The sequence below is a fragment of the Gramella sp. Hel_I_59 genome (assembly GCF_006714895.1).
Lineage (GTDB): Bacteria > Bacteroidota > Bacteroidia > Flavobacteriales > Flavobacteriaceae > Christiangramia.
Window position 1 is genome coordinate 795,834 of sequence record NZ_VFME01000001.1, and the last position, 22,325, is coordinate 818,158.

Sequence of the window (22,325 nt, forward strand, 5' to 3'; positions counted from 1 at the left end):
TTCAGGGCTGAATGTGTTTTTCAGCCCTTAGTTTTTTAAATAAGTAAACAATTAATAATTAATAAATATGTCTGGGTTAATAGGAAAAAAGATCGGTATGACCAGCATCTTCGACGAGAATGGGAAGAACATCCCATGTACCGTAATCGAAGCTGGACCATGCTTGGTTACCCAAGTCAGAACCAAAGAGGTTGACGGGTATGAAGCACTTCAACTTGGTTTCGATGACAAAAAGACTGTTAATAAAGCTGCTGAAGGGCATGCTAAAAAAGCAGGAACCGTTGCAAAACGTAAAGTCGTTGAATTCCAGGGTTATAATGAAGATTACAAATTAGGTGACTCTGTTACCGTGGAACATTTTAGAGAAGGTGAATTTGTGGATATCGCAGGTACATCTAAAGGTAAAGGTTTCCAGGGTGTTGTAAAGAGACACGGTTTTGGAGGAGTTGGACAGGCCACACACGGTCAGCACAACAGATTGAGAGCTCCTGGTTCTATTGGTGCAGCTTCTTATCCTGCGAGAGTATTCAAGGGAATGAAGATGGCCGGAAGAATGGGTGGCGAGAGAGTTAAAGTTGAAAACCTGAAAGTTTTGAAGGTTGTGGCAGATAAGAACCTTTTAGTAGTAAAAGGTTGTGTGCCGGGATCTAAAAACTCATACGTAATCATTAGTAAGTAATGGAAGTAGCAGTTTTAGATATTAAAGGAAAAGAAACAGGCAGAAAAGCACAGCTTTCTGATTCTGTTTTCGCTATAGAGCCTAATGAGCACGCTGTTTATCTAGATGTTAAACAGTATCTGGCTAACCAACGTCAGGGTACTCATAAAGCTAAGGAGAGAGCAGAGATCGCAGGATCTACGCGTAAGATCAAGAAACAAAAAGGTACTGGTACAGCGAGAGCTGGTAGTATCAAGTCTCCTATCTTTAAAGGTGGTGGACGTGTTTTTGGTCCAAGACCAAGAAACTACGGTTTCAAATTAAACAAGAACCTGAAACGTCTTGCTAGAAAGTCTGCCCTATCAATTAAGGCAAACGACAAGGCTATTATGGTAATTGAAGATTTTTCATTCGATACTCCAAAAACCAAGAACTTTATCGAAGTTCTTCAGGCTCTGGGGATTGACAGTAAAAAATCGCTAATTGTGTTGGGTGACTCAAATAAAAATGTATATTTGTCGTCGCGCAATTTGAAATCCTCGGAAGTTATAAATAGCTCAGAATTAAGTACTTACAAAATACTTAATGCTAAGAGTATCGTCTTCGTAGAAGGATCTTTAGAAGGAATTGAGTCGAAATTAAGTTAATAAACCGTTATGAGCATCTTGATTAAACCTGTTATTACAGAAAAAGCTACTACAGATAGTGAGATGAACAATCGCTTCACTTTTGTAGTAAGTAACAAGGCAAATAAGATTCAGATCAAAGACGCAGTTGAATCTGCTTATGGCGTGTCTGTTACTAAAGTTCGAACTATGAATGTCCGCCCGGATCGTAAGACTAAATATACTAAGTCTGGTATGATCACTGGTAAAACTAATGCTTTCAAAAAAGCAGTAGTACAGGTGGCGGAAGGTGAAACTATTGATTTATACAGTAATCTTTAAGATTAAAGAATGTCAGTTAGAAAATTAAAACCAATTACACCTGGTCAGCGTTTTAGAGTAGTGAATGGGTATGACGCCATTACTACTGATAAGCCGGAGAAAAGCCTATTGGCGCCGATAAAAAAATCAGGTGGTAGAAACAGTCAGGGAAAAATGACCATGCGCTATAAAGGTGGTGGTCACAAAAGAAGGTATCGTGTAATCGACTTTAAGCGTGACAAGCAGGGAATTCCTGCTACAGTAGCTTCTATCGAATACGATCCAAACAGAACGGCCTTTATCGCATTATTGAATTATCAGGATGGAGAGAAAAGGTATATTATTGCTCAGAACGGGCTTCAGGTTGGACAGAATATAGTTTCTTCCATCGAAGCTGCTTCTCCTGAGATCGGGAATGCAATGCCTTTGGCAAACATTCCACTTGGTACGGTTATTTCATGTATTGAGTTGAGACCAGGACAGGGAGCTGTGATGGCGCGTAGTGCCGGTGCTTTCGCTCAGTTATTAGCGAGAGAAGGTAAGTACGCAACTATCAAGTTGCCTTCTGGGGAGATTAGACGTGTTCTTTCACTTTGTATAGCTACAATCGGAGCTGTATCTAACAGTGATCATCAGTTAATGATTGGTGGTAAAGCTGGTAGAAGCAGATGGTTGGGTATACGTCCAAGAACAAGACCGGTAGCGATGAACCCTGTCGATCACCCAATGGGTGGTGGTGAAGGTAGAGCTTCAGGTGGTCACCCACGTTCTAGAAAAGGTCTTCCTGCTAAAGGATTCAAGACCCGCTCAAGAACAAAAGCGAGTAATAAATATATTGTAGAACGTAGAAAGACTAGAAAGAAATAAGATATGGCACGTTCATTAAAAAAAGGACCTTTCGTTCATTACAAACTGGAACAAAAAGTGGCTCAGAATGTTGAGTCAGGAAAGAAAGCCGTGATCAAAACCTGGTCTAGAGCTTCTATGATTACTCCAGATTTTGTAGGACAAACTATAGCAGTACACAACGGGAAGCAATTTGTTCCTGTTTATGTAACTGAAAATATGGTGGGTCATAAACTAGGAGAATTTTCACCAACACGTTCTTTCAGAGGACATGCAGGTGCAAAAAATAAAGGTAGAAAATAATTGAAGCTATGGGAGTTCGTAAAAGAGAAAGAGCAGAGCAAATAAAAGAAGCCAAGAAACAGGTAGCTTTTGCAAAGTTAAATAACTGCCCTACTTCGCCTAGAAAAATGCGTCTTATGGCGGATTTGGTTAGAGGAGAGAAAGTAGAAAAAGCGCTTCATATTCTAAAGTTCAGTAAAAAAGAAGCATCTAATCGTTTAGAGAAACTTTTAGTTTCAGCTATTGCCAACTGGCAGGCTAAGAACGAGGAAGCTAACCTTGAAGAAGCTGAGCTATTTGTGAAAGAGATTCGTGTAGACGGAGGAAGTATGTTGAAAAGACTTCGTCCTGCTCCACAGGGTCGTGCACACCGAATTAGAAAGAGATCCAATCATGTTACATTAGTGCTTGGAGCAAACAATAATACACAAAGCTAAGAGATAGTATGGGACAGAAAACAAATCCAATCGGGAATCGCCTTGGTATCATTAGAGGTTGGGAATCCAACTGGTACGGAGGTAATGACTACGGCGATAAACTTGCCGAGGACGATAAGATTAGAAAATACATCCATGCTCGTCTTTCTAAAGCGAGTGTATCGCGTGTAATCATCGAGCGCACGCTTAAGCTTGTAACCGTTACTATCACTACTGCCAGACCTGGTATCATTATCGGGAAAGGTGGACAGGAGGTAGACAAGCTTAAGGAAGAGCTTAAAAAGATTACCGACAAGGAGGTTCAAATTAACATCTTTGAAATCAAAAGGCCTGAACTTGATGCGCATTTAGTTGCTTCAAGTGTTGCAAGACAAATTGAGAATAGAATCTCTTACCGTCGTGCAATCAAAATGGCTATTGCGGCTGCAATGAGAATGAATGCTGAAGGAATCAAGATTGAGATTTCCGGACGTTTAAATGGTGCTGAAATGGCACGTTCAGAATCATACAAGGATGGAAGAATACCTTTGTCTACTTTTAGGGCTGATATTGATTATGCTTTGATCGAAGCTCATACTACCTATGGTAGATTGGGAATCAAAGTATGGATCATGAAAGGTGAGGTATACGGAAAAAGAGAGCTTTCGCCTCTAGTTGGTCTTGCAAAGAACCAAGGAAAAAAATCCGGTGCCGGACGAGGTGGGAACAAATCACGTCGTAGAAAGTAATTTTTTAAAGGAAAGAAAAAATGTTACAACCTAAAAGAACAAAATACCGTAAGCAACAAAAAGGCCGTATGAAAGGGCTTGCTCAAAGAGGGCACAGACTTTCAAACGGTACCTTCGGAATCAAATCAATGGATTCCAGCTTTGTTACTGCACGTCAAATAGAAGCAGCGCGTATCGCCGCTACCCGATATATGAAAAGAGAAGGTTCTATCTGGATCAAAATATTTCCAGATAAGCCTATTACAAAGAAACCTCTTGAAGTACGTATGGGTAAAGGTAAAGGTGCCGTGGAATATTGGGCAGCAGTGGTAAAACCAGGAAGAATAATGTTTGAAATTGGTGGAGTACCAATGGCAACTGCTAAAGAGGCTTTACGTCTTGCAGCACAAAAACTTCCGGTAAGAACAAAATTTGTTGTAGCTAGAGATTATCAAGAATAATATTGGAATTATGAAACAATCAGAAGTAAAAGAAATGTCTGTTGCAGAATTGCAAGAAGAGCTTGGTAAGTCTCGAAAAGCTTATTCAGATTTAAAAATGGCTCATGCTGTTTCGCCTTTGGAGAATCCGATACAGTTGAGAACTGAAAGGAGAAAAGTGGCGAGATTAGCTACAGAGTTAACTAAAAGAGAACAACAATAATTGTTATTCTGCTGAAAGATGGAAAAAAGAAACTTAAGAAAAGAGCGTGTAGGGGTTGTTACAAGTAACAAAATGCAGAAATCCATAGTGGTTGCTGAAGTGAAAAAAGTAAAACACCCTATGTATGGAAAATTCGTTTTGAAAACGAAAAAGTACGTAGCACACGACGAAAATAACGACTGCAACGAAGGTGATACTGTAAAGATCATGGAAACAAGACCTTTAAGTAAATCCAAGACTTGGAGATTAGTAGAAATAATTGAAAGAGCGAAGTAAATCATGGTACAACAAGAGTCTAGACTAAAAGTAGCAGATAATACCGGAGCTAAGGAAGTCCTTACTATCCGTGTGTTAGGAGGTACAAAGAAAAGATACGCATCTGTTGGAGACAAGATAGTTGTCAGTGTAAAAGAATCTACACCTAACGGAAATATCAAGAAGGGTGCAGTTTCAACAGCAGTTGTTGTTCGTACCAAGAAAGAAGTACGCAGACCGGATGGATCTTATATCCGTTTTGATGATAATGCATGTGTACTTTTAGGTCCTCAGGGTGAAATGCGCGGTACTCGTGTATTTGGTCCTGTAGCACGTGAACTTCGTGATAAGCAATTCATGAAAATTGTATCATTGGCACCTGAAGTGCTTTAATACATTAAGAAAATGACAAAGCTTAAAATAAAATCAGGAGATACCGTACGTGTAATCGCTGGTGACCATAAAGGTCAGGAAGGGAAAGTGCAGAAGGTACTTATCGAGAAGAATAAAGCTATTGTGGAAGGGGTTAATATGATCTCTAAGCATGAGAAGCCTAGTGCTTCTAATCCACAAGGTGGAATTAAGGAGAAAGAAGCTCCAATCCATATTTCTAATCTATCACTTATTGACAAAAACGGTGATACAACGAGAGTTGGTTATAGAGAAGAAGATGGAAAGAAAGTGAGATTCTCTAAAAAATCTAATGAAGTAATATAGTTATGGCATACGTACCAAGACTTAGACAGGAATATAACGAGAGAGTTAAGAATGCTCTTAAGGATGAATTCAGTTACTCCAATATTATGGAGGTGCCAAAACTGGAGAAGATAGTAATTAGCCGTGGAGTTGGTGGAGCAGTGGCAGATAAGAAACTTATCGACCATGCAATCGAGGAACTTTCTGCAATTAGTGGACAAAAGGCTGTTGCTACGATCTCTAAGAAGGATGTTGCATCATTCAAATTACGTAAAGGAATGCCAATTGGCGCTAAAGTTACCTTACGTGGGTATAGAATGTATGAATTCCTGGATAGATTGATTACAAGTGCATTGCCACGTGTTCGTGATTTCAACGGTATCAAATCTAATGGGTTTGACGGTAGAGGGAATTACAACCTTGGAATCACTGAGCAAATCATCTTTCCTGAGATCGATATCGATGCTGTGAATAGAATCGCTGGAATGGATATCACTTTTGTTACTTCTGCGGAAACCGATAAGGAAGCAAAAGCATTGTTAACCGAACTAGGATTACCTTTTAAAAAGAACTAATTATGGCTAAAGAATCAATGAAAGCCCGTGAGGTGAAAAGACAGAAATTGGTAAAGAAGTATGCTGAGAAACGCGCTGCCCTTAAAGAAGCAGGTGATTACGAAGGTTTACAGAAACTACCAAAGAATTCTTCTCCGGTTCGTTTGCACAACAGATGTAAATTAACTGGAAGACCTAAAGGGTATATGAGACAATTTGGTCTTTCTCGAGTAATGTTTAGAGAGATGGCTAATCAAGGTCTTATACCAGGTGTCAAAAAAGCAAGCTGGTAATATTATAAACTGGATGAAGGTTCAATATAGAAAACCACATCCGCAAATAAATTTAAATGAATACAGATCCTATTGCAGATTACTTAACAAGAATCAGGAATGCAAATGCTGCAAACCACAGAGTTGTGGAAATTCCTGCTTCCAATGTTAAAAAAGAGATCACTAAGATATTATTCGATCAAGGATATATTCTAAGTTACAAATTCGAAGACACTACCGCTCAGGGAGTGATCAAGATCGCTCTGAAGTATGATAAGATTACTAAAGAGCCAGTAATTAAGAAGATTCAACGAATAAGTAAACCTGGTTTACGTAAGTATGCCGGATCAACAGAGATTCCAAGAATCCTGAATGGTCTTGGTATCGCGATTGTTTCAACTTCTCACGGAGTTATGACTGGAAAACAGGCTAAAGCCGACAAAGTTGGTGGTGAAGTACTGTGCTACGTTTACTAATACTTAAAAGACTAAAGAAATGTCAAGAATAGGTAAAAATCCCATTACAATTCCAGAAGGTGTGACAGTAGAGCACAAAGATGGTCTTGTTACGGTAAAAGGAAAATTAGGAGAGCTTAAGCAGCAGGTACAGGATATCGATGTTAAAATCGAAGATAATGTAATTACTTTTGAGCGTACTTCTGATAAAAGTGATCAGAAAGCAAAACACGGTCTTTATCGTGCTTTGGTAAATAATATGATTGAAGGTGTATCTAATGGATTCACTAAATCACTTGAACTTGTAGGTGTTGGTTATAGAGCTAGCAACCAGGGTAACAAGCTTGATTTGGCTGTTGGTTATTCTCACAATATTGTACTAGATTTGGCTCCCGAAGTTAAAGTGGAGACAATCTCAGAAAAAGGTAAGAACCCTGTCGTTAAACTTACTTCACATGACAAGCAACTTGTAGGACAGGTAGCTGCGAAGATCCGATCAATGAGAAAACCTGAACCTTACAAAGGAAAAGGTATCAAATTTGTTGGTGAACAATTGAGAAGAAAAGCAGGTAAATCAGCATAATAAAGATAGTTATGGCAGTGTCAAAACAAGATAGAAGAAATAAAATTAGAAAACGTATCCGTAGGGATATCGTTGGAACAACAAGCCGTCCTAGATTATCTGTATTCAGAAGCAATAAAGAGATTTATGCTCAGATTATCGATGACGTTGAAGGTAAAACTTTAGCTTCAGCATCTTCAAGAGATAAAGATATCGTGTCTGCTTCTGCAGATAGAAAAGAGCAGGCTCAAATGGTTGGTAAAGCCATCGCTGAGAAAGCGAAAAGTGCTGGTATCGATACAATCTCCTTCGATAGAGGTGGATATCTATATCACGGTAGAGTTAAATCATTAGCAGAAGGTGCTCGCGAAGGAGGACTTAAATTCTAGAAAATATGTATCAAGATTATAAAAACGTAGAACATGTAAAACCAGGAGGTCTTGAATTGAAGGATCGTTTGGTTGGAGTACAACGTGTTACTAAAGTTACAAAAGGTGGTAGAGCCTTTGGATTCTCTGCTATTGTAGTAGTAGGAGATGAAAATGGTGTAGTTGGTCAGGGACTTGGAAAATCCAAGGAAGTGGCAGATGCTATCTCTAAGGCTGTAGAAGACGCTAAGAAAAATCTGGTACGCATCCCTTTACATAAAGGAACACTACCTCACGAACAAAAAGGTAAGTATGGTGGAGCAAGAGTAATGCTTCTTCCTGCTGCAGCTGGTACCGGTATTATTGCTGGTGGAGCGATTCGTGCGGTACTTGAGTCTGTAGGTGTGCATGATGTACTTTCTAAGAATCAGGGATCTTCGAACCCACACAACGTAGTTAAAGCTACCTTCGATGCTTTACTTCAATTAAGAAGTGCTGAAACTGTTGCAAAACAAAGAGGTGTTTCTTTAGAAAAAGTATTTAAAGGTTAAAATCAAGGAATAAGATGGGAAAGATAAAAGTCACTAAAAGGAAAAGTGCTATTAATCGCACGAAAAATCAAAAGCTTGTTCTTGAGTCTCTAGGACTTAAGAAAATTGGGCAGACGGTTGAACATGACGATACGCCAAACATCCTTGGTATGGTAAATAAAGTTAAACACTTAGTTTCTGTCGAAGAAACAAAATAATAATCTCTCATGGATTTAAGTAACTTAAAACCTGCAGAAGGTTCAGTTAGAAAGAATAGCAAGCGTATTGGTCGTGGTGAAGGATCTGGTAAAGGTGGAACCTCTACCAGAGGTCACAAAGGAGCCAAGTCTCGTTCTGGTTATTCGAAAAAGATCGGATTTGAAGGAGGGCAGATGCCACTTCAAAGACGTGTGCCTAAGTTTGGATTCACAAACAGAAATCGTAAGGTTTACCAGGGAATTAACCTGGATACTCTTCAATCTCTTGTTGATGAAGGAAGAATTAAGGATACAGTTGATATGGACGTGCTTGCAGAAAACGGTCTTGCCGGAAGAAACGAGCTTGTTAAGATATTAGGTAGAGGTGAATTAAAGGCAAAGTTGAAAATATCTGTTCATAAATTTACGGCCTCAGCGAAAGAAGCTATCGAAGCTGCCGGAGGTGAAGTTGTTACTTTATAATAGATAATCAAATGAAATTCATCAATACGATTCAAAATATTTGGAAAATCGAGGAACTAAAAAATAGAATTTTAGTAACCCTCGGTTTGCTTTTGGTATATCGTTTCGGGGCGCAGGTAGTGCTTCCCGGAATTGATGCCGCTCAGCTTTCAAGCCTGGCTAACCAAACAGATAGTGGACTATTAGGTCTACTTAACGCATTTACAGGTGGAGCGTTCTCAAATGCTTCAGTTTTTGCTTTAGGTATTATGCCTTATATCTCTGCTTCTATTGTGGTGCAATTAATGGGGATTGCTATTCCTTACTTGCAAAAGCTTCAGAAAGAAGGTGAAAGTGGACGTAAAAAGATCAATCAAATCACCCGATGGTTAACCATTGCAATTACATTGGTGCAGGGGCCTGGTTATATTTATAACCTGTTTGCAACCCTTCCTGGAGAAGCATTCTTGCTTGGAGATAACTTAACTTTTGTTATCTCTTCGGTAATAATACTTACCACAGGTACAATTTTTGCAATGTGGTTAGGTGAGAAGATCACAGATAAAGGGATTGGTAATGGTATTTCATTGTTAATTATGGTGGGTATTATTGCTACTCTTCCACAGGCATTCATTCAGGAATTTGCTTCCAGAGTATTTGAATCCAACGGTGGTATGGTAATGATCCTTATCGAACTTGTGATCTGGTTTGCTATCATCATGGCATCTGTAATGCTGGTAATGGCAGTACGTCAAATACCTGTACAGTATGCAAGAAGATCTGCTTCTGGTGGATATGAAAAGAACGTTTTTGGTTCTAGACAGTATATACCTTTGAAATTAAATGCATCTGGTGTAATGCCAATCATTTTCGCTCAGGCGATCATGTTCATTCCTGTAGCTCTTGCGGGTCTATCAGACTCAGATACTGCTCAGGGTGTAACAGCAGCATTCCAGAACATCTTTGGTTTCTGGTATAACCTTGTATTCGCTCTATTGATTATTGTTTTTACATATTTCTATACAGCGATCACGGTGCCAACAAATAAAATGGCAGATGATCTTAAAAGAAGTGGTGGTTTTATTCCAGGGATTCGTCCAGGAACTGAAACTGCTGAATACTTAGATAGGATCATGTCTCAAATTACGCTTCCTGGATCTATTTTCCTGGCTCTTATTGCGGTGTTCCCTGCAATAGTTTTCTCTTTGCTGGGTGTACAGCAAAGTTGGGCGTTGTTCTTCGGAGGTACTTCACTTCTGATTATGGTTGGAGTTGCAATAGATACTATGCAGCAGGTAAATTCTTATCTACTGAATAGACACTATGACGGATTAATGAAAACAGGTAAAAACAGAAAAGCAGTAGCTTAATTATGGCAAAGCAGGCAGCGATTGAACAAGACGGAACCATTATCGAAGCATTGTCTAATGCGATGTTTCGAGTGGAATTAGAAAATGGTCACGTAGTGACTGCACATATCTCTGGAAAGATGCGTATGCATTACATTAAATTACTTCCTGGAGATAAGGTGAAACTGGAAATGAGTCCTTACGATTTAACTAAGGCTCGAATAACTTACAGATACTAAAAAGTAATTTTCAGCCTTTTATAAATTTTTTATACTTTTGCACTCTGAAAAATTTATGACGGCTAAAATTTCACAAAAAGGATAATTCCTTGTAAGTGAATTAAAAAGAGATAAGATGAAAGTTAGAGCATCAATAAAAAAGAGAAGTGCCGACTGCAAGATTGTTCGCAGAAAAGGGCGCCTTTACGTTATTAACAAAAAGAATCCTAGATTTAAACAAAGACAAGGCTAATTATGGCAAGAATTGCAGGGGTAGATATACCTAAACAAAAGCGAGGAGTTATAGCGTTGACCTATATCTTCGGAATTGGTAGAAGCAGGGCTCAAGAGATACTTGCACAAGCTAAAGTAGACGAGAGTAAGAAAGTTTCTGAATGGGACGATGATGAAATCGGTAAAATTCGTGAAGCCGTTGGTCAGTTTACAATCGAAGGTGAGTTGCGTACTGAAGTTCAGATGAGCATCAAGCGTCTTATGGACATTGGATGTTACAGAGGAATTCGTCACAGAGCTGGTTTACCTTTAAGAGGACAGCGTACTAAGAATAACTCGAGAACCAGAAAAGGTAGAAGAAAAACAGTTGCTAACAAGAAAAAAGCGACTAAATAGTAATTAGTATGGCAAAGAAGACAAATCAAAAGGCCGGTAAGACTCAGAAGAAACGTAAAGTAATCGTTGAATCCAACGGTGAAGCTCACGTTACTGCTTCTTTCAACAACATTATAATTTCCCTTACCAACAAAAAGGGTGATGTTGTTTCGTGGTCATCTGCTGGTAAGATGGGCTTTAGAGGATCTAAGAAAAATACACCTTACGCTGCGCAATTAGCTGCTGAAGATGCTTCGAAAGTAGCACATGAGGCTGGAATGCGTAAAGTAAAGGTATATGTTAAAGGTCCTGGAAATGGTAGAGAGTCTGCTATTAGAGCAGTACACAATAGTGGTATCGAGGTTACTGAAATTATCGACATCACTCCACTTCCACACAATGGATGTCGTCCACCTAAGAGACGTAGAGTTTAATAAAATTTAATCATAGAGAAGGATTAAGATTATCGAAGGACTTATGCCTTAATTCATAATCCCTTCTCAAAACAACTTAAGTAATGGCAAGATATACAGGTCCAAAAACTAAAATAGCCCGTAAGTTCGGTGAAGCTATTTTTGGTGACGACAAATCTTTCGAAAAAAGAAATTATCCTCCAGGACAGCACGGTAACAACCGTCGTAGAGGAAAGAAATCGGAATATGCTATCCAGTTGATGGAAAAGCAAAAAGCTAAGTATACGTATGGTATTCTTGAGCGTCAATTCCGTAATATGTTTGAAAAAGCAACCAGAGCACAGGGTATTACCGGTGAGGTTCTTCTTCAACTTTGTGAGTCTCGTTTAGATAATGTAGTGTACCGTATGGGTGTTGCTCCTTCAAGAAGAGCTGCGCGCCAGTTAGTAGGTCACCGTCATATTACTGTAAACGGAGAACTTGTAAATATTCCTTCTTACCACCTAAAGGCTGGTGATGTTGTTGGGGTAAGAGAAAAATCTAAATCACTTGGTGTGATTCAGGAGTCATTATCTAATAGCAGTAATGTTTACGAATGGCTTTCATGGAATTCTGAAAAGAAAGAAGGTACTTTCGTATCTGTTCCAGGAAGAGTTCAAATTCCTGAAAACATCAACGAGCAATTTATAGTCGAATTATATTCGAAATAATAATTCATCATACAGAAGTCGAAATATGGCAATACTAAATTTTCAGAAGCCCGATAAAGTTATAATGATTGATTCTACAGATTTCGAAGGGAAATTTGAATTTCGCCCTTTGGAACCTGGATATGGATTAACTGTTGGTAACGCTTTAAGACGAGTGCTTTTATCTTCTTTGGAAGGTTTCGCGATCACTTCAGTTAGAATTGAAGGTGTAGATCACGAATTCTCTACCATCGCAGGTGTAGTGGAAGATGTAACTGAGATCATTTTGAACCTAAAACAAGTTAGATTCAAAAGACAAATCGATGAGATCGATAACGAATCAGTAACAATTTCAGTTTCCGGAGAAGAGCAATTAACTGCCGGTCACTTCCAGAAATTTATTTCAGGTTTTCAAATCCTAAACCCAGATCAGGTGATCTGTCATATGGATAAGAAAGTGAATTTGAACATGGAAGTTACTATCGAAAAAGGTAGAGGTTACGTTCCGGCAGAAGAAAACAAGAAGGCCAATGCACCACTAGGTACTATATTCGTAGATTCTATTTACACTCCTATAAAGAATGTAAAATATAGTATCGAGAATTACCGTGTGGAGCAGAAGACTGACTATGAGAAGCTGGTATTCGAAATCATTAGTGATGGTTCTATCCATCCTAAAGATGCTTTAACTGAAGCTGCAAAAACTCTTATTCACCACTTTATGTTGTTCTCTGATGAGAGAATTACCTTAGAGGCTGACGAGATCGCACAGACTGAAACTTATGATGAAGAAAGTCTTCACATGAGACAATTGCTTAAAACTAAACTGGTTGATCTTGACCTGTCTGTTAGAGCATTAAATTGTCTGAAAGCTGCTGAAGTTGATACTTTAGGAGATCTTGTTTCTTACAATAAGAACGACCTTATGAAGTTTAGAAATTTTGGAAAGAAATCTCTAACTGAATTGGAAGAGCTTGTAAGCAATAAAGGTTTAAACTTTGGAATGGACCTTTCAAAATATAAACTCGATAAAGACTAATATAAAGGCGAGATCTCTCGCCTTTCTTTTATAATTAAAATCTGTCATATTTTGCTCCCCATAAAGGGTAGAAGCAAGATGACAAAAGATAATAAGTCATGAGACACGGAAAAAAAACAAATCATTTAGGTAGAAAAACAGCTCATCGTAAAGCTATGCTTGCGAATATGGCATGTTCCCTAATTGAACACAAGCGCATCAACACTACAGTTGCAAAAGCTAAAGCTTTAAAAGTTTTTGTTGAGCCTTTAGTAACTAAGTCTAAAGATGATACTACTCACAACAGACGTATTGTTTTTAGTAAGTTAAGAAGCAAAGAAGCAGTTAGCGAACTTTTTCGCGAAGTTGCTCCTAAAGTAGGTGATCGTCCAGGTGGATACACAAGAGTTATCAAACTTGGTAGTCGTCTTGGAGATGCTGCTGAAATGGCCCTTGTGGAATTGGTTGATTTCAATGAGACTTACAACGTAAGCGGAGATAAACCTAAAAAGAAAAAGTCTACTCGTAGAGCAGGTAAGAAGAAAGTGGAAGAAACTACAGCTCAACCTGAAGAAGCGAAAGCTGAAACTAAAAAAGAAGAGTCTAAAGCTGAAGAGCCTAAGACAGATAGTAAAGAAGATAAAAAAGACGAATAGAAATGAATCTTTTCAATTTCTAATTTTTAAAAAGGATAAGCTTTCAGAGTTTATCCTTTTTTTATATCCATACGATAATTGTTTAATTTTATTGCCACAACAACATAACTATGAAATATCAGGCTAAAAGAAAAGCGATCATTTTACTGGAAGATGGAACGATCTTCTATGGAAAAGCTGTAGGTAACACAGAAGGTGAGGCTTCAGGTGAAGTTTGCTTCAACACAGGTATGACCGGATACCAGGAAATCTTTACAGATCCTTCATATTATGGGCAGCTTATGGTTACCACCAATGCTCATATAGGAAATTATGGTACGAGTAAGGACGAGAATGAATCCAACGGAGCTAAGATTGCTGGTTTAATTTGTAAAAACTTCAGCTACGTTCAAACCAGACCTTCAGCAGATCAAACACTACAGGAGTTTTTAGATACCAATAAGATATTTGCAATTTCTGATGTAGATACCCGTGCGCTTGTTACTTATATCCGAGAGAATGGTGCCATGAATGCGATTATATCTACTGATGTAGAAAATATTGAATCCCTTCAGAAGAAGCTTAAAGAGGTTCCGGATATGAACGGTCTTGAACTTGCTTCTAAAGTCTCAACGAAGGATGCTTACTATTACGGAGATGAAAATTCAGATTTAAAAATCGCAGCATTGGACGTAGGGATTAAAACGAACATTCTACGTCACCTTGCTCAACGCGGAGCTTACATCAAAGTTTTTCCTTTTGATGCCAGCTACGAAGATATGAAATCATGGAACCCAGACGGTTATTTCCTGTCCAATGGTCCCGGAGATCCTCAGCCGCTTGAAAATGCAATTAGTGTAACGAAACAAATCATTGAGAACGATCATCCTTTGTTCGGAATTTGTCTTGGTCACCAGATCATTGCACTTGCTAATGGTATTGAAACTTACAAGATGCATCATGGTCACCGCGGAATCAATCACCCGGTAAAGAACCTTGTTACGGGTAAAGGTGAGATCACTTCTCAAAATCACGGCTTCTCTGTAGATAAAGCTCAAACTGAAGCTCATGATGATGTTGAAGTAACACATGTTTGCCTAAACGATCAAACGCTTGGTGGATTGGCTATGAAGTCAAAGAATGTGTTCTCTGTGCAATATCACCCGGAAGCTGGTCCAGGTCCACATGACGCCAGTTATCTTTTTGATGAGTTTATTGATAGAATCAAAAAAAAGCAATCAGCATAATAAAAAAGCCGGAGTTTAAACTCCGGCTTTTTTTATTACCCTTACAGGTAAAATAAATTTGTTTGCTAATTTTAATGGTCTAGATTTGACTACAAATCTAAATCATGAAAAACATCATCGTTATCTTTCTGTTACTATCAGGAATTTCAGCTAATTCGCAATCAACAGAAAATCAGTTTTCCTTAAATATTTTAATGCCTTCAGCAGAATATGAGCTTGCTCTAGGTGAAAATACCAGTCTTGATGCCAGTCTCGGTTTGGGTTTCGGCTATCACTATTCAGACTTTGCAGATGAAAGTGAATTCGGTGTCTATCCCAATTTAAGAGCGCAGTATCGTTGGTATTATAATTTTGATAAAAGAATCGATAAAGGAAAAAAAGTCTCTGAGAATAGCGGGAATTATGTAGCCGGAGTACTCTTGTTATCCAGTGGTGAGCCACTCTTTGGCGATATGGAATTGCGAAATGATCTGTCAGGATTTGTGGGACCAGCCTGGGGATTACAACGAGTATATAATAGTAATTTCAAACTAAACCTAAATCTTGGGGTTGGCTATGGTTTTAACGATAATGGTGATGGTTATGTTTCTCCGCTTATCGATATTCAACTAGGATTTAAGCTAGGAAAAGATAAAAGCTAAATTTTCCAATACCAGATAAATCACTCTTAATCCCGGCTTCATACCGGGATTTTTGCTTTCCTGATTAGTGCAACTTCGAAAACGTTTTAGTAGATTTCCTGTTATAAATGCTTTAAAACTAGCTCTCTCAGTCGGAATTTAATCCTTGTATTCGTATCTTGCCTGTAATTCAAATAAAAATTAAAATACAGAACATGAGCGCAATTTTAGATATACATGCACGTCAAATTTTTGATTCAAGAGGAAATCCAACCGTAGAAGTAGATGTTTACACAGAAAATGGAATAATGGGTAGAGCTGCAGTTCCATCTGGAGCATCCACCGGAGAGCATGAAGCTGTTGAACTTCGTGACGGAGGAGATGACTTTATGGGTAAAGGAGTGTCTAAAGCGATCGAGAATGTAAATGGGGAAATAGCTCAAAAGCTTCTGGGTTTTTCTGTATTTGAACAGAATCTTATCGATCAAACGATGAGAGACCTTGATGGGACACCAAACAAGTCAAAGTTAGGTGCTAATGCCATTCTAGGTGTTTCCCTTGCTGTTGCCAAAGCAGCAGCGAATGAACTTAACATGCCGTTGTACAGATACATTGGTGGAGTTAGTGCTAACACGCTACCTGTACCTATGATGAATATTATTAATGGAGGTTCACATAGTGACGCTCCTATCGCATTTCAGGAATTTATGATCATGCCAGTAATGGCTGAAAGTTTTTCTCATGCTTTAAAGACTGGTACAGAGATCTTCCATAATTTGAAAAAAGTACTTCATGATCGTGGGTTAAGTACCGCAGTAGGTGATGAAGGTGGTTTTGCTCCGACTCTTGATGGAACTGAAGATGCTCTTGATACGATTTTAAAAGCTATTAAGCAGGCTGGATACGAGCCAGGTAAGGAAGTAATGATCGCATTGGATTGTGCTGCTGCTGAATTTTTCGTAGATGGTAAGTATGATTATACCAAATTTGAAGGTGATAAAGGTAAAATTAGAACTAGTGAAGAGCAGGCAGAATACCTGGCAGAATTAGCATCTAAATACCCAATTATTTCGATTGAAGATGGTATGGATGAAAATGACTGGGAAGGTTGGAAAGCCGTTACCGACAAGATCGGAGATAAAGTTCAGTTAGTTGGGGATGACCTTTTTGTGACGAATGTAGAACGTCTTGGAAGAGGAATTAAAGAAAATATCGCCAACTCGATACTTATCAAAGTAAACCAGATTGGAACTTTAACTGAAACTATCGCTGCTGTAAATATGGCTCACAATGCTGGATATACATCAGTAATGTCACACCGTTCTGGAGAAACAGAAGATAATACAATTGCAGATCTTGCAGTTGCGCTGAATACAGGACAGATTAAGACAGGTTCTGCATCAAGAAGTGATAGAATGGCTAAATACAATCAACTACTTAGAATCGAAGAAGAATTAGGTGAGGTTGCATATTATCCGCAAGACAAAGCTTTTAAGATAAAATAAGCGAAACATATATTTTTCTAAAGCCTCTTCAGTTTGAAGGGGCTTTTTTTGTGGAGTAAATAGTATATTAACAATCATTTAATTAAAAGAGTACTTCGGTATTCAATAGAATCCTTATTTTCAATTAAATAACCAACCATACTATTGAAATCTAAATTCTTATTTGTCGCTGCGGAAAATGATGCAATTCCACGTTGTAAAGCCGGGGGAATGGGCGATGTAGTAAGGGATGTTCCAAGACAGATCGCTGCGAGAGGCGATGAAGCAATTGTGATCACTCCATCTTACTCCAGGATCCATCTTCAGGATAGCAATCGTATCACTGAAATTAAATTTACTTTTAGAGGTGTTCCTCATACCGGGGAGCTTTATGAAGTTCAGGGGAAAAAGGAAATAGAAGGTATACGGCATTTCGTAATTCATCATCATGATATAAAAGCTGGTGATATTGCGCATATTTATTTTAATGATGCTGATCAGCCGTTTTTCACAGATGCCAATATCTTTTCTCTCTTTTGTTCTGCAGTTGCAGCTACTATTAAGGATGGTGTCTTCGGAGATATAAATTTCGTCCATTTACACGACTGGCACACCAGTATGTTATTATTCTTAAGAGAATTCGATCCTGAGTATAAACTTCTGAAGAGTATTCACTTTGTTTATTCAATCCACAACCTGGCAATACAGGGGATAAGACCTTTCAGTAATAATTATTCCTCAGTAGATGCATTTTTTCCGAATGTCCAGTATGATCATGAAGTTTTGATGGATAGAAGATATCCAGATTGTATAAATCTTATGGCTGTTGGGATCAGGCTCGCTGATGCTGTACATACAGTTTCGCCATCTTATATGGAAGATATACAGAAACCGAGTGATCCACCACACTTTATTGGTGGTGAAGGTCTGGAAGATGATCTCAAAAAGGCAAATCAAGAAAACCGACTTTTTGGAATTCTTAATGGCGCAAATTATACTGATATTAATTCCGTAGAAAAGGGGATACTATTTAGACAATGTATCCGTCGACTTTTTCGCTGGTTACAGGAAGAGAATAAGGATTATAAATCACATTACTTAGCGCATACAGGTGAAAAACTTACACGCTGGCAACAAAAGCAGCCGGATTTTATTTGTAGTAGCGTAGCACGTTTAACTGAGCAGAAGTTCTTTTTCTTCAAGGAGAATCCAGACCTTTTACCAGCTCTAATGAAAAAACTTGAAGAAGTAAATGGTATTTATCTTTTACTAGGTACAGGTGCGCCGGAATACGAAACAATATTTAGAGAAGCTAGCTACAAATACAAGAATTTGATCTTTATCAATGCCCAGTCTGAAAGTGTGATCGATATGCTTTACCAGGAATCTGATCTTTACCTGATGCCAAGTCAGTTCGAGCCTTGTGGAATTAGCCAGATGCTAGCCATGAGAAATGGGCAACCCTGTCTTGTTCATAATACCGGAGGTTTGAAAGACACGGTTATTCATGGTAAAACCGGATTTAGTTTTGATGGAGAAACTACTGCTGAGAAAACGACTGACTTTTTAAAGCAGTTTTCCTATGCGGTGGATCTTTTCTTTCAGAATAAAAAAGAATGGAAGAAAATCAAGCAGAATGCTAAGAAACAGCGCTTCACCTGGGATAAATCTGTTGATGCTTATTACGAGTTTCTGTATACAGCTGATGTTGATTCGGTGAACTGATTTTCTGTTCCTTTCTAGTCTAATCTTTGGTTACGAACCGGTATATTTTTTCCATATTATTTCCGGAATTATTAAATCAGGCCGGACTTAATCATCAGACTTAGTTAAAATTCACGAAAACGGAAGAAAATAGGGGTATTTCTGAAATTTCGTTAGTCGGCTTAAAATAATTTTAACACTAAAATTCGTAAATTAGCAATCCTTAAAAATTAATCTAAAGAACAATATATAATATGTCTAAAACAGCAACTTTCGAATTTGACGGAAAGAAATATGAATTTCCCGTTACTGTGGGAACTGAAGATGAAATTGGTATAGATATCAAGACGCTTCGTGGAGAAGCCGGACTTATCACATTGGATCCAGGGTTTAAGAACACTGGTAGCTGTGAAAGTGCGATCACCTTCCTTGATGGTGAGAAAGGAGTGCTTAGATATAGAGGGTATGCAATTGAAGATCTTGCTGAAAAAGCTGATTTTCTTGAAGTAGCTTACCTTTTGATTTTTGGTGAGCTTCCAGACAAGTCACAACTTGAAAAATTCACTAAGGATATTAAAGAGCAATCTCATGTAGATGAAGAAATGAAGAAGATCCTTGATGGTTTTCCTAAGTCTGCACATCCAATGGGCGTTCTTTCATCATTAACCAGTGCTCTTATCGCATTCAATCCTTCTTCTGTAGATGTTTCTTCAGAAGAGGATATGTACAAAGCAATCGTAAAGATTCTTGGGAAATTCCCGGTACTTGCTGCTTGGACATTGAGAAAGAAAAACAGTCTTCCGCTAAACTATGGAGATGAAGATCTTGGATATGTAGAGAATCTGCATAAGATGATGTTCGAGAAGCCGAATAAATCGTATAGTGCAGATAAAGCGGTGATTGAAGCATTGGATAAGCTATTAATTCTTCATGCAGATCATGAGCAAAACTGTTCTACTTCTACTGTAAGAATGGTAGGTTCATCGCATGCTGGGCTTTTTGCATCTATTTCAGCAGGTATTTCAGCACTATGGGGTCCATTACACGGTGGAGCTAATCAGGCTGTGATCGAAATGCTTGAAAAGATCAAGGAAGATGGTGGTGATACGCATAAGTTCATGCAAAAAGCGAAGGATAAGGAAGATCCATTCCGTTTGATGGGCTTTGGACACAGGGTTTACAAGAACTTCGATCCACGTGCTAAGATCATCAAGAAATCTGCAGATGAAGTATTAGGACAGTTAGGTGTACAGGATCCTGTTCTGGATATCGCCAAAGGACTGGAGAAAGAGGCTCTTGAGGATGATTATTTCGTAAAAAGAAAATTATATCCTAACGTAGATTTTTATTCAGGAATCATTTATCGTGCATTGGGAATCCCAGTTGAAATGTTCACCGTTATGTTTGCTTTAGGTAGACTTCCGGGCTGGATCGCGCAATGGAGAGAAATGAGACTTAGAAAAGAGCCAATTGGAAGACCTCGCCAGATTTACATTGGAGAGAATCTTAGAGATTTTAAACCACTTGGAAGCAGATAATTTTCTGTCTATCATATTTTACGAATACCACAAAAAAGCTTCATCATCGTATGAAGCTTTTTTATATTTGACAAAACTTTAGCAATGAAATTGCATATATCAAGTGAAACATCCAGATTACGCGCCGTAGTGCTGGGAACCGCCAAGAGCATTGGACCTATTCCAACTCTTGAAGAAGCATACGATCCCAAGTCTCAGGAACATATTAAAGCTGGAACCTATCCAACTGAGGAAGATATGGTGGCAGAAATGGATGCTGTAGCCGCAGTGTTGGAGAAGTACGATGTTCAGGTTTTCAGACCTAAGATCATAGAAGATTACAACCAGATTTTTACTCGGGATATCGCTTTCGTTATTGATGATAAATTTATCAAATCGAATATATTGCCTGACAGGGATCAGGAGATCGAGGCTATTGAGCATGTAATGAAACAGATTGACCCTGCAAAAATCATAACTCTACCTGAGGAAGCTCATATTGAAGGAGGAGATGTGATGCCTATGGGAGATTATATATTTGTTGGGACTTATAAAGGAGAGGATTACCGGAACTTTATCACAGCCAGAACGAATAAACACGCTGTAGATGCCTTAGTAAAAGAATTTCCAGATAAAAAGGTGATTAGCTTTAGTCTTAAGAAAAGCAATCATGTTGCCAAGGATAACGCCTTGCACCTGGATTGTTGCTTCCAGCCTGTAGGCAAGAACAAAGCGATCATTTACAAAGGTGGATTTTTGATAGAAGAAGAATATAACTGGCTTGTTGATTTCTTCGGAAAAGAAAACGTCTATGAGATCACCCGTGATGAAATGTATCACATGAATTCCAATATCTTTTCCATTTCTGAAGATGTGGTAATTTCAGAAAAAGGATTTACACGACTCAATGCGTGGTTGAGAGAGCAGGGAATTACCGTAGAGGAAGTGCCTTATGCTGAAATATCGAAACAGGAAGGATTGCTTCGCTGTTCAACTTTACCATTAATCCGCGATTAACAGATAGCTATGAAACAGATTACAGATACCATTTTAATGGTTAGACCGGTAAACTTCAGAATGAATGAACAGACTGCGGTCAATAACTATTTTCAGAAGAAATTAGATAAATCCAATGTAAATAGCCTCGCAACTGAGGAGTTCGACACGTTCGTGAACAAACTGAGAGACGTGGGAGTAAAGGTGATCGTGGTGGATGATATTAAAGAAGAAGATACTCCAGATTCTATTTTTCCAAACAATTGGGTGTCATTCCACAGCGATGGAGAGATAGCTTTGTATCCAATGTTTGCTGAAAACAGGCGTAAGGAAAGACGACTGGAATATTTCTCCAAACTGGAGGAGGCTGGTCTTAAGATCAATAATATCGTAGATTATACTTCTGCGGAAGAAGATGATATTTTCCTTGAAGGAACGGGAAGTTTGATCCTGGATCGGGTAAATCAAAAAGCATATTGTGCGATTTCACCTCGTGCAGATGAAGATCTGGTCATCGAGTTTTGTGAGGATTTCGAATATACACCGGTTATTTTTAATGCCTATCAAAGTGTAAAGGACAAGCGACTTCCAATCTATCATACCAACGTGATGATGTGTCTCGCTGAAGAATTTGCGGTTATTTGCCTTGATACAATAGATGACAAGAAAGAACGCAAAAATGTTGTAAAACATCTAAAAATGGATGGGAAAGAGATCATATCCATCAGTGAGGAACAAATGCACGAATTTGCTGGTAACATGTTGCAGGTTCAGGGTGCTGAAGAAAAGTTTTTAGTAATGAGTGCCCGTGCACACAGAAGTCTTAATCCGGAACAGGTAAATACTATAGAAAAGCATTGTAAGATCTTAAGTTCTGAGATCGAGACGATCGAAACCTGTGGAGGTGGAAGTGCTCGTTGCATGATGGCTGAGGTTTTTTTACCTAAAGCCTGATT

General features: G+C 38.5%; 35 protein-coding genes. All 35 read left to right on the forward strand.

What is annotated here, in order from left to right; genetic code table 11:
- Positions 1–67 precede the first annotated feature (67 nt).
- Positions 68–679 carry a 50S ribosomal protein L3 gene (gene rplC, locus JM79_RS03530; RefSeq protein ID WP_141876834.1) on the forward strand — a complete coding sequence of 204 codons (612 nt, stop codon included), beginning with the start codon at positions 68–70 and terminating at the stop codon, positions 677–679.
- Positions 679–1,305, forward strand: a complete 627-nt coding sequence (gene rplD / locus JM79_RS03535; RefSeq protein WP_141876835.1) for a 50S ribosomal protein L4 — start codon at positions 679–681, stop codon at positions 1,303–1,305. The genes rplC and rplD overlap by 1 nt, the downstream gene beginning before the upstream one ends.
- A gap of 9 nt (positions 1,306–1,314) precedes the next feature.
- The gene (gene rplW / locus JM79_RS03540; protein ID WP_141876836.1) at positions 1,315–1,605 is read left to right on the forward strand and encodes a 50S ribosomal protein L23; all 291 of its coding nucleotides are present in this window, start codon (positions 1,315–1,317) and stop codon (positions 1,603–1,605) included.
- A 9-nt stretch (positions 1,606–1,614) separates the two neighbouring features.
- Complete coding sequence (gene rplB, locus JM79_RS03545; protein ID WP_141876837.1) at positions 1,615–2,451, forward strand: 50S ribosomal protein L2; 837 nt, start codon at positions 1,615–1,617, stop codon at positions 2,449–2,451.
- Positions 2,452–2,454: 3 nt separating this feature from the next.
- On the forward strand, positions 2,455–2,733 hold the full coding sequence (gene rpsS / locus JM79_RS03550) for a 30S ribosomal protein S19 (RefSeq protein ID WP_011710692.1): 279 nt from the start codon (positions 2,455–2,457) through the stop codon (positions 2,731–2,733).
- Positions 2,734–2,741: 8 nt separating this feature from the next.
- A complete protein-coding gene (gene rplV, locus JM79_RS03555; protein ID WP_141876838.1) occupies positions 2,742–3,149 on the forward strand; it encodes a 50S ribosomal protein L22 in 408 nt (135 codons plus the stop codon).
- 8 nt (positions 3,150–3,157) lie between these two features.
- Positions 3,158–3,877 carry a 30S ribosomal protein S3 gene (gene rpsC, locus JM79_RS03560; RefSeq protein WP_026915151.1) on the forward strand — a complete coding sequence of 240 codons (720 nt, stop codon included), beginning with the start codon at positions 3,158–3,160 and terminating at the stop codon, positions 3,875–3,877.
- Between the two features lie 20 nt (positions 3,878–3,897).
- On the forward strand, positions 3,898–4,317 hold the full coding sequence (gene rplP, locus JM79_RS03565; protein WP_026915152.1) for a 50S ribosomal protein L16: 420 nt from the start codon (positions 3,898–3,900) through the stop codon (positions 4,315–4,317).
- A gap of 10 nt (positions 4,318–4,327) precedes the next feature.
- Entirely contained in the window at positions 4,328–4,519 is a 192-nt protein-coding gene (rpmC, locus tag JM79_RS03570; RefSeq protein WP_141876839.1) for a 50S ribosomal protein L29, read from the forward strand.
- A gap of 18 nt (positions 4,520–4,537) precedes the next feature.
- Complete coding sequence (rpsQ, locus tag JM79_RS03575) at positions 4,538–4,795, forward strand: 30S ribosomal protein S17 (protein WP_026915154.1); 258 nt, start codon at positions 4,538–4,540, stop codon at positions 4,793–4,795.
- Positions 4,796–4,798: 3 nt separating this feature from the next.
- Entirely contained in the window at positions 4,799–5,167 is a 369-nt protein-coding gene (rplN, locus tag JM79_RS03580; protein WP_141876840.1) for a 50S ribosomal protein L14, read from the forward strand.
- Positions 5,168–5,179: 12 nt separating this feature from the next.
- A complete protein-coding gene (rplX, locus tag JM79_RS03585; RefSeq protein WP_141876841.1) occupies positions 5,180–5,491 on the forward strand; it encodes a 50S ribosomal protein L24 in 312 nt (103 codons plus the stop codon).
- 2 nt (positions 5,492–5,493) lie between these two features.
- Positions 5,494–6,045, forward strand: coding sequence for a 50S ribosomal protein L5 (gene rplE, locus JM79_RS03590; RefSeq protein WP_141876842.1), 552 nt, complete (start codon positions 5,494–5,496; stop codon positions 6,043–6,045).
- Between the two features lie 2 nt (positions 6,046–6,047).
- A complete protein-coding gene (gene rpsN / locus JM79_RS03595; RefSeq protein WP_011710683.1) occupies positions 6,048–6,317 on the forward strand; it encodes a 30S ribosomal protein S14 in 270 nt (89 codons plus the stop codon).
- Between the two features lie 56 nt (positions 6,318–6,373).
- Positions 6,374–6,772, forward strand: coding sequence for a 30S ribosomal protein S8 (gene rpsH, locus JM79_RS03600; RefSeq protein ID WP_141876843.1), 399 nt, complete (start codon positions 6,374–6,376; stop codon positions 6,770–6,772).
- A gap of 19 nt (positions 6,773–6,791) precedes the next feature.
- Positions 6,792–7,334, forward strand: coding sequence for a 50S ribosomal protein L6 (rplF, locus tag JM79_RS03605; RefSeq protein WP_141876844.1), 543 nt, complete (start codon positions 6,792–6,794; stop codon positions 7,332–7,334).
- Between the two features lie 11 nt (positions 7,335–7,345).
- The gene (rplR, locus tag JM79_RS03610) at positions 7,346–7,702 is read left to right on the forward strand and encodes a 50S ribosomal protein L18 (protein WP_141876845.1); all 357 of its coding nucleotides are present in this window, start codon (positions 7,346–7,348) and stop codon (positions 7,700–7,702) included.
- A gap of 5 nt (positions 7,703–7,707) precedes the next feature.
- A complete protein-coding gene (gene rpsE / locus JM79_RS03615) occupies positions 7,708–8,232 on the forward strand; it encodes a 30S ribosomal protein S5 (protein ID WP_011710679.1) in 525 nt (174 codons plus the stop codon).
- Between the two features lie 14 nt (positions 8,233–8,246).
- Positions 8,247–8,429 (forward strand): 50S ribosomal protein L30, encoded by a 183-nt coding sequence (gene rpmD / locus JM79_RS03620; protein ID WP_026915162.1) that lies wholly within the window; start codon positions 8,247–8,249, stop codon positions 8,427–8,429.
- A gap of 9 nt (positions 8,430–8,438) precedes the next feature.
- Complete coding sequence (gene rplO / locus JM79_RS03625; RefSeq protein ID WP_141876846.1) at positions 8,439–8,891, forward strand: 50S ribosomal protein L15; 453 nt, start codon at positions 8,439–8,441, stop codon at positions 8,889–8,891.
- 11 nt (positions 8,892–8,902) lie between these two features.
- Positions 8,903–10,240, forward strand: coding sequence for a preprotein translocase subunit SecY (gene secY / locus JM79_RS03630; RefSeq protein WP_026915164.1), 1,338 nt, complete (start codon positions 8,903–8,905; stop codon positions 10,238–10,240).
- A gap of 2 nt (positions 10,241–10,242) precedes the next feature.
- Positions 10,243–10,458, forward strand: coding sequence for a translation initiation factor IF-1 (gene infA, locus JM79_RS03635; RefSeq protein ID WP_011710675.1), 216 nt, complete (start codon positions 10,243–10,245; stop codon positions 10,456–10,458).
- 115 nt (positions 10,459–10,573) lie between these two features.
- Positions 10,574–10,690, forward strand: a complete 117-nt coding sequence (gene ykgO, locus JM79_RS03640; RefSeq protein ID WP_010519235.1) for a type B 50S ribosomal protein L36 — start codon at positions 10,574–10,576, stop codon at positions 10,688–10,690.
- A gap of 2 nt (positions 10,691–10,692) precedes the next feature.
- Entirely contained in the window at positions 10,693–11,067 is a 375-nt protein-coding gene (gene rpsM / locus JM79_RS03645) for a 30S ribosomal protein S13 (protein ID WP_141876847.1), read from the forward strand.
- Positions 11,068–11,075: 8 nt separating this feature from the next.
- A complete protein-coding gene (rpsK, locus tag JM79_RS03650; protein ID WP_141876848.1) occupies positions 11,076–11,480 on the forward strand; it encodes a 30S ribosomal protein S11 in 405 nt (134 codons plus the stop codon).
- 83 nt (positions 11,481–11,563) lie between these two features.
- Positions 11,564–12,169 carry a 30S ribosomal protein S4 gene (gene rpsD / locus JM79_RS03655; RefSeq protein ID WP_026915167.1) on the forward strand — a complete coding sequence of 202 codons (606 nt, stop codon included), beginning with the start codon at positions 11,564–11,566 and terminating at the stop codon, positions 12,167–12,169.
- A 25-nt stretch (positions 12,170–12,194) separates the two neighbouring features.
- A complete protein-coding gene (locus JM79_RS03660; RefSeq protein ID WP_026915168.1) occupies positions 12,195–13,187 on the forward strand; it encodes a DNA-directed RNA polymerase subunit alpha in 993 nt (330 codons plus the stop codon).
- A gap of 98 nt (positions 13,188–13,285) precedes the next feature.
- On the forward strand, positions 13,286–13,822 hold the full coding sequence (gene rplQ / locus JM79_RS03665; protein WP_141876849.1) for a 50S ribosomal protein L17: 537 nt from the start codon (positions 13,286–13,288) through the stop codon (positions 13,820–13,822).
- Between the two features lie 110 nt (positions 13,823–13,932).
- A complete protein-coding gene (gene carA / locus JM79_RS03670) occupies positions 13,933–15,048 on the forward strand; it encodes a glutamine-hydrolyzing carbamoyl-phosphate synthase small subunit (RefSeq protein ID WP_141876850.1) in 1,116 nt (371 codons plus the stop codon).
- Between the two features lie 104 nt (positions 15,049–15,152).
- Complete coding sequence (locus JM79_RS03675) at positions 15,153–15,689, forward strand: hypothetical protein (protein WP_141876851.1); 537 nt, start codon at positions 15,153–15,155, stop codon at positions 15,687–15,689.
- Positions 15,690–15,883: 194 nt separating this feature from the next.
- On the forward strand, positions 15,884–17,173 hold the full coding sequence (gene eno, locus JM79_RS03680; RefSeq protein ID WP_141876852.1) for a phosphopyruvate hydratase: 1,290 nt from the start codon (positions 15,884–15,886) through the stop codon (positions 17,171–17,173).
- Positions 17,174–17,317: 144 nt separating this feature from the next.
- Positions 17,318–18,877: a glycogen/starch synthase gene (locus JM79_RS03685; protein WP_141876853.1), complete on the forward strand. Its 1,560-nt coding sequence runs from the start codon at positions 17,318–17,320 to the stop codon at positions 18,875–18,877.
- 233 nt (positions 18,878–19,110) lie between these two features.
- A complete protein-coding gene (locus tag JM79_RS03690) occupies positions 19,111–20,394 on the forward strand; it encodes a citrate synthase (protein ID WP_141876854.1) in 1,284 nt (427 codons plus the stop codon).
- 84 nt (positions 20,395–20,478) lie between these two features.
- Complete coding sequence (locus JM79_RS03695; protein WP_141876855.1) at positions 20,479–21,390, forward strand: arginine deiminase family protein; 912 nt, start codon at positions 20,479–20,481, stop codon at positions 21,388–21,390.
- 9 nt (positions 21,391–21,399) lie between these two features.
- On the forward strand, positions 21,400–22,323 hold the full coding sequence (locus JM79_RS03700; protein WP_141876856.1) for an arginine deiminase-related protein: 924 nt from the start codon (positions 21,400–21,402) through the stop codon (positions 22,321–22,323).
- Positions 22,324–22,325: the final 2 nt, after the last annotated feature.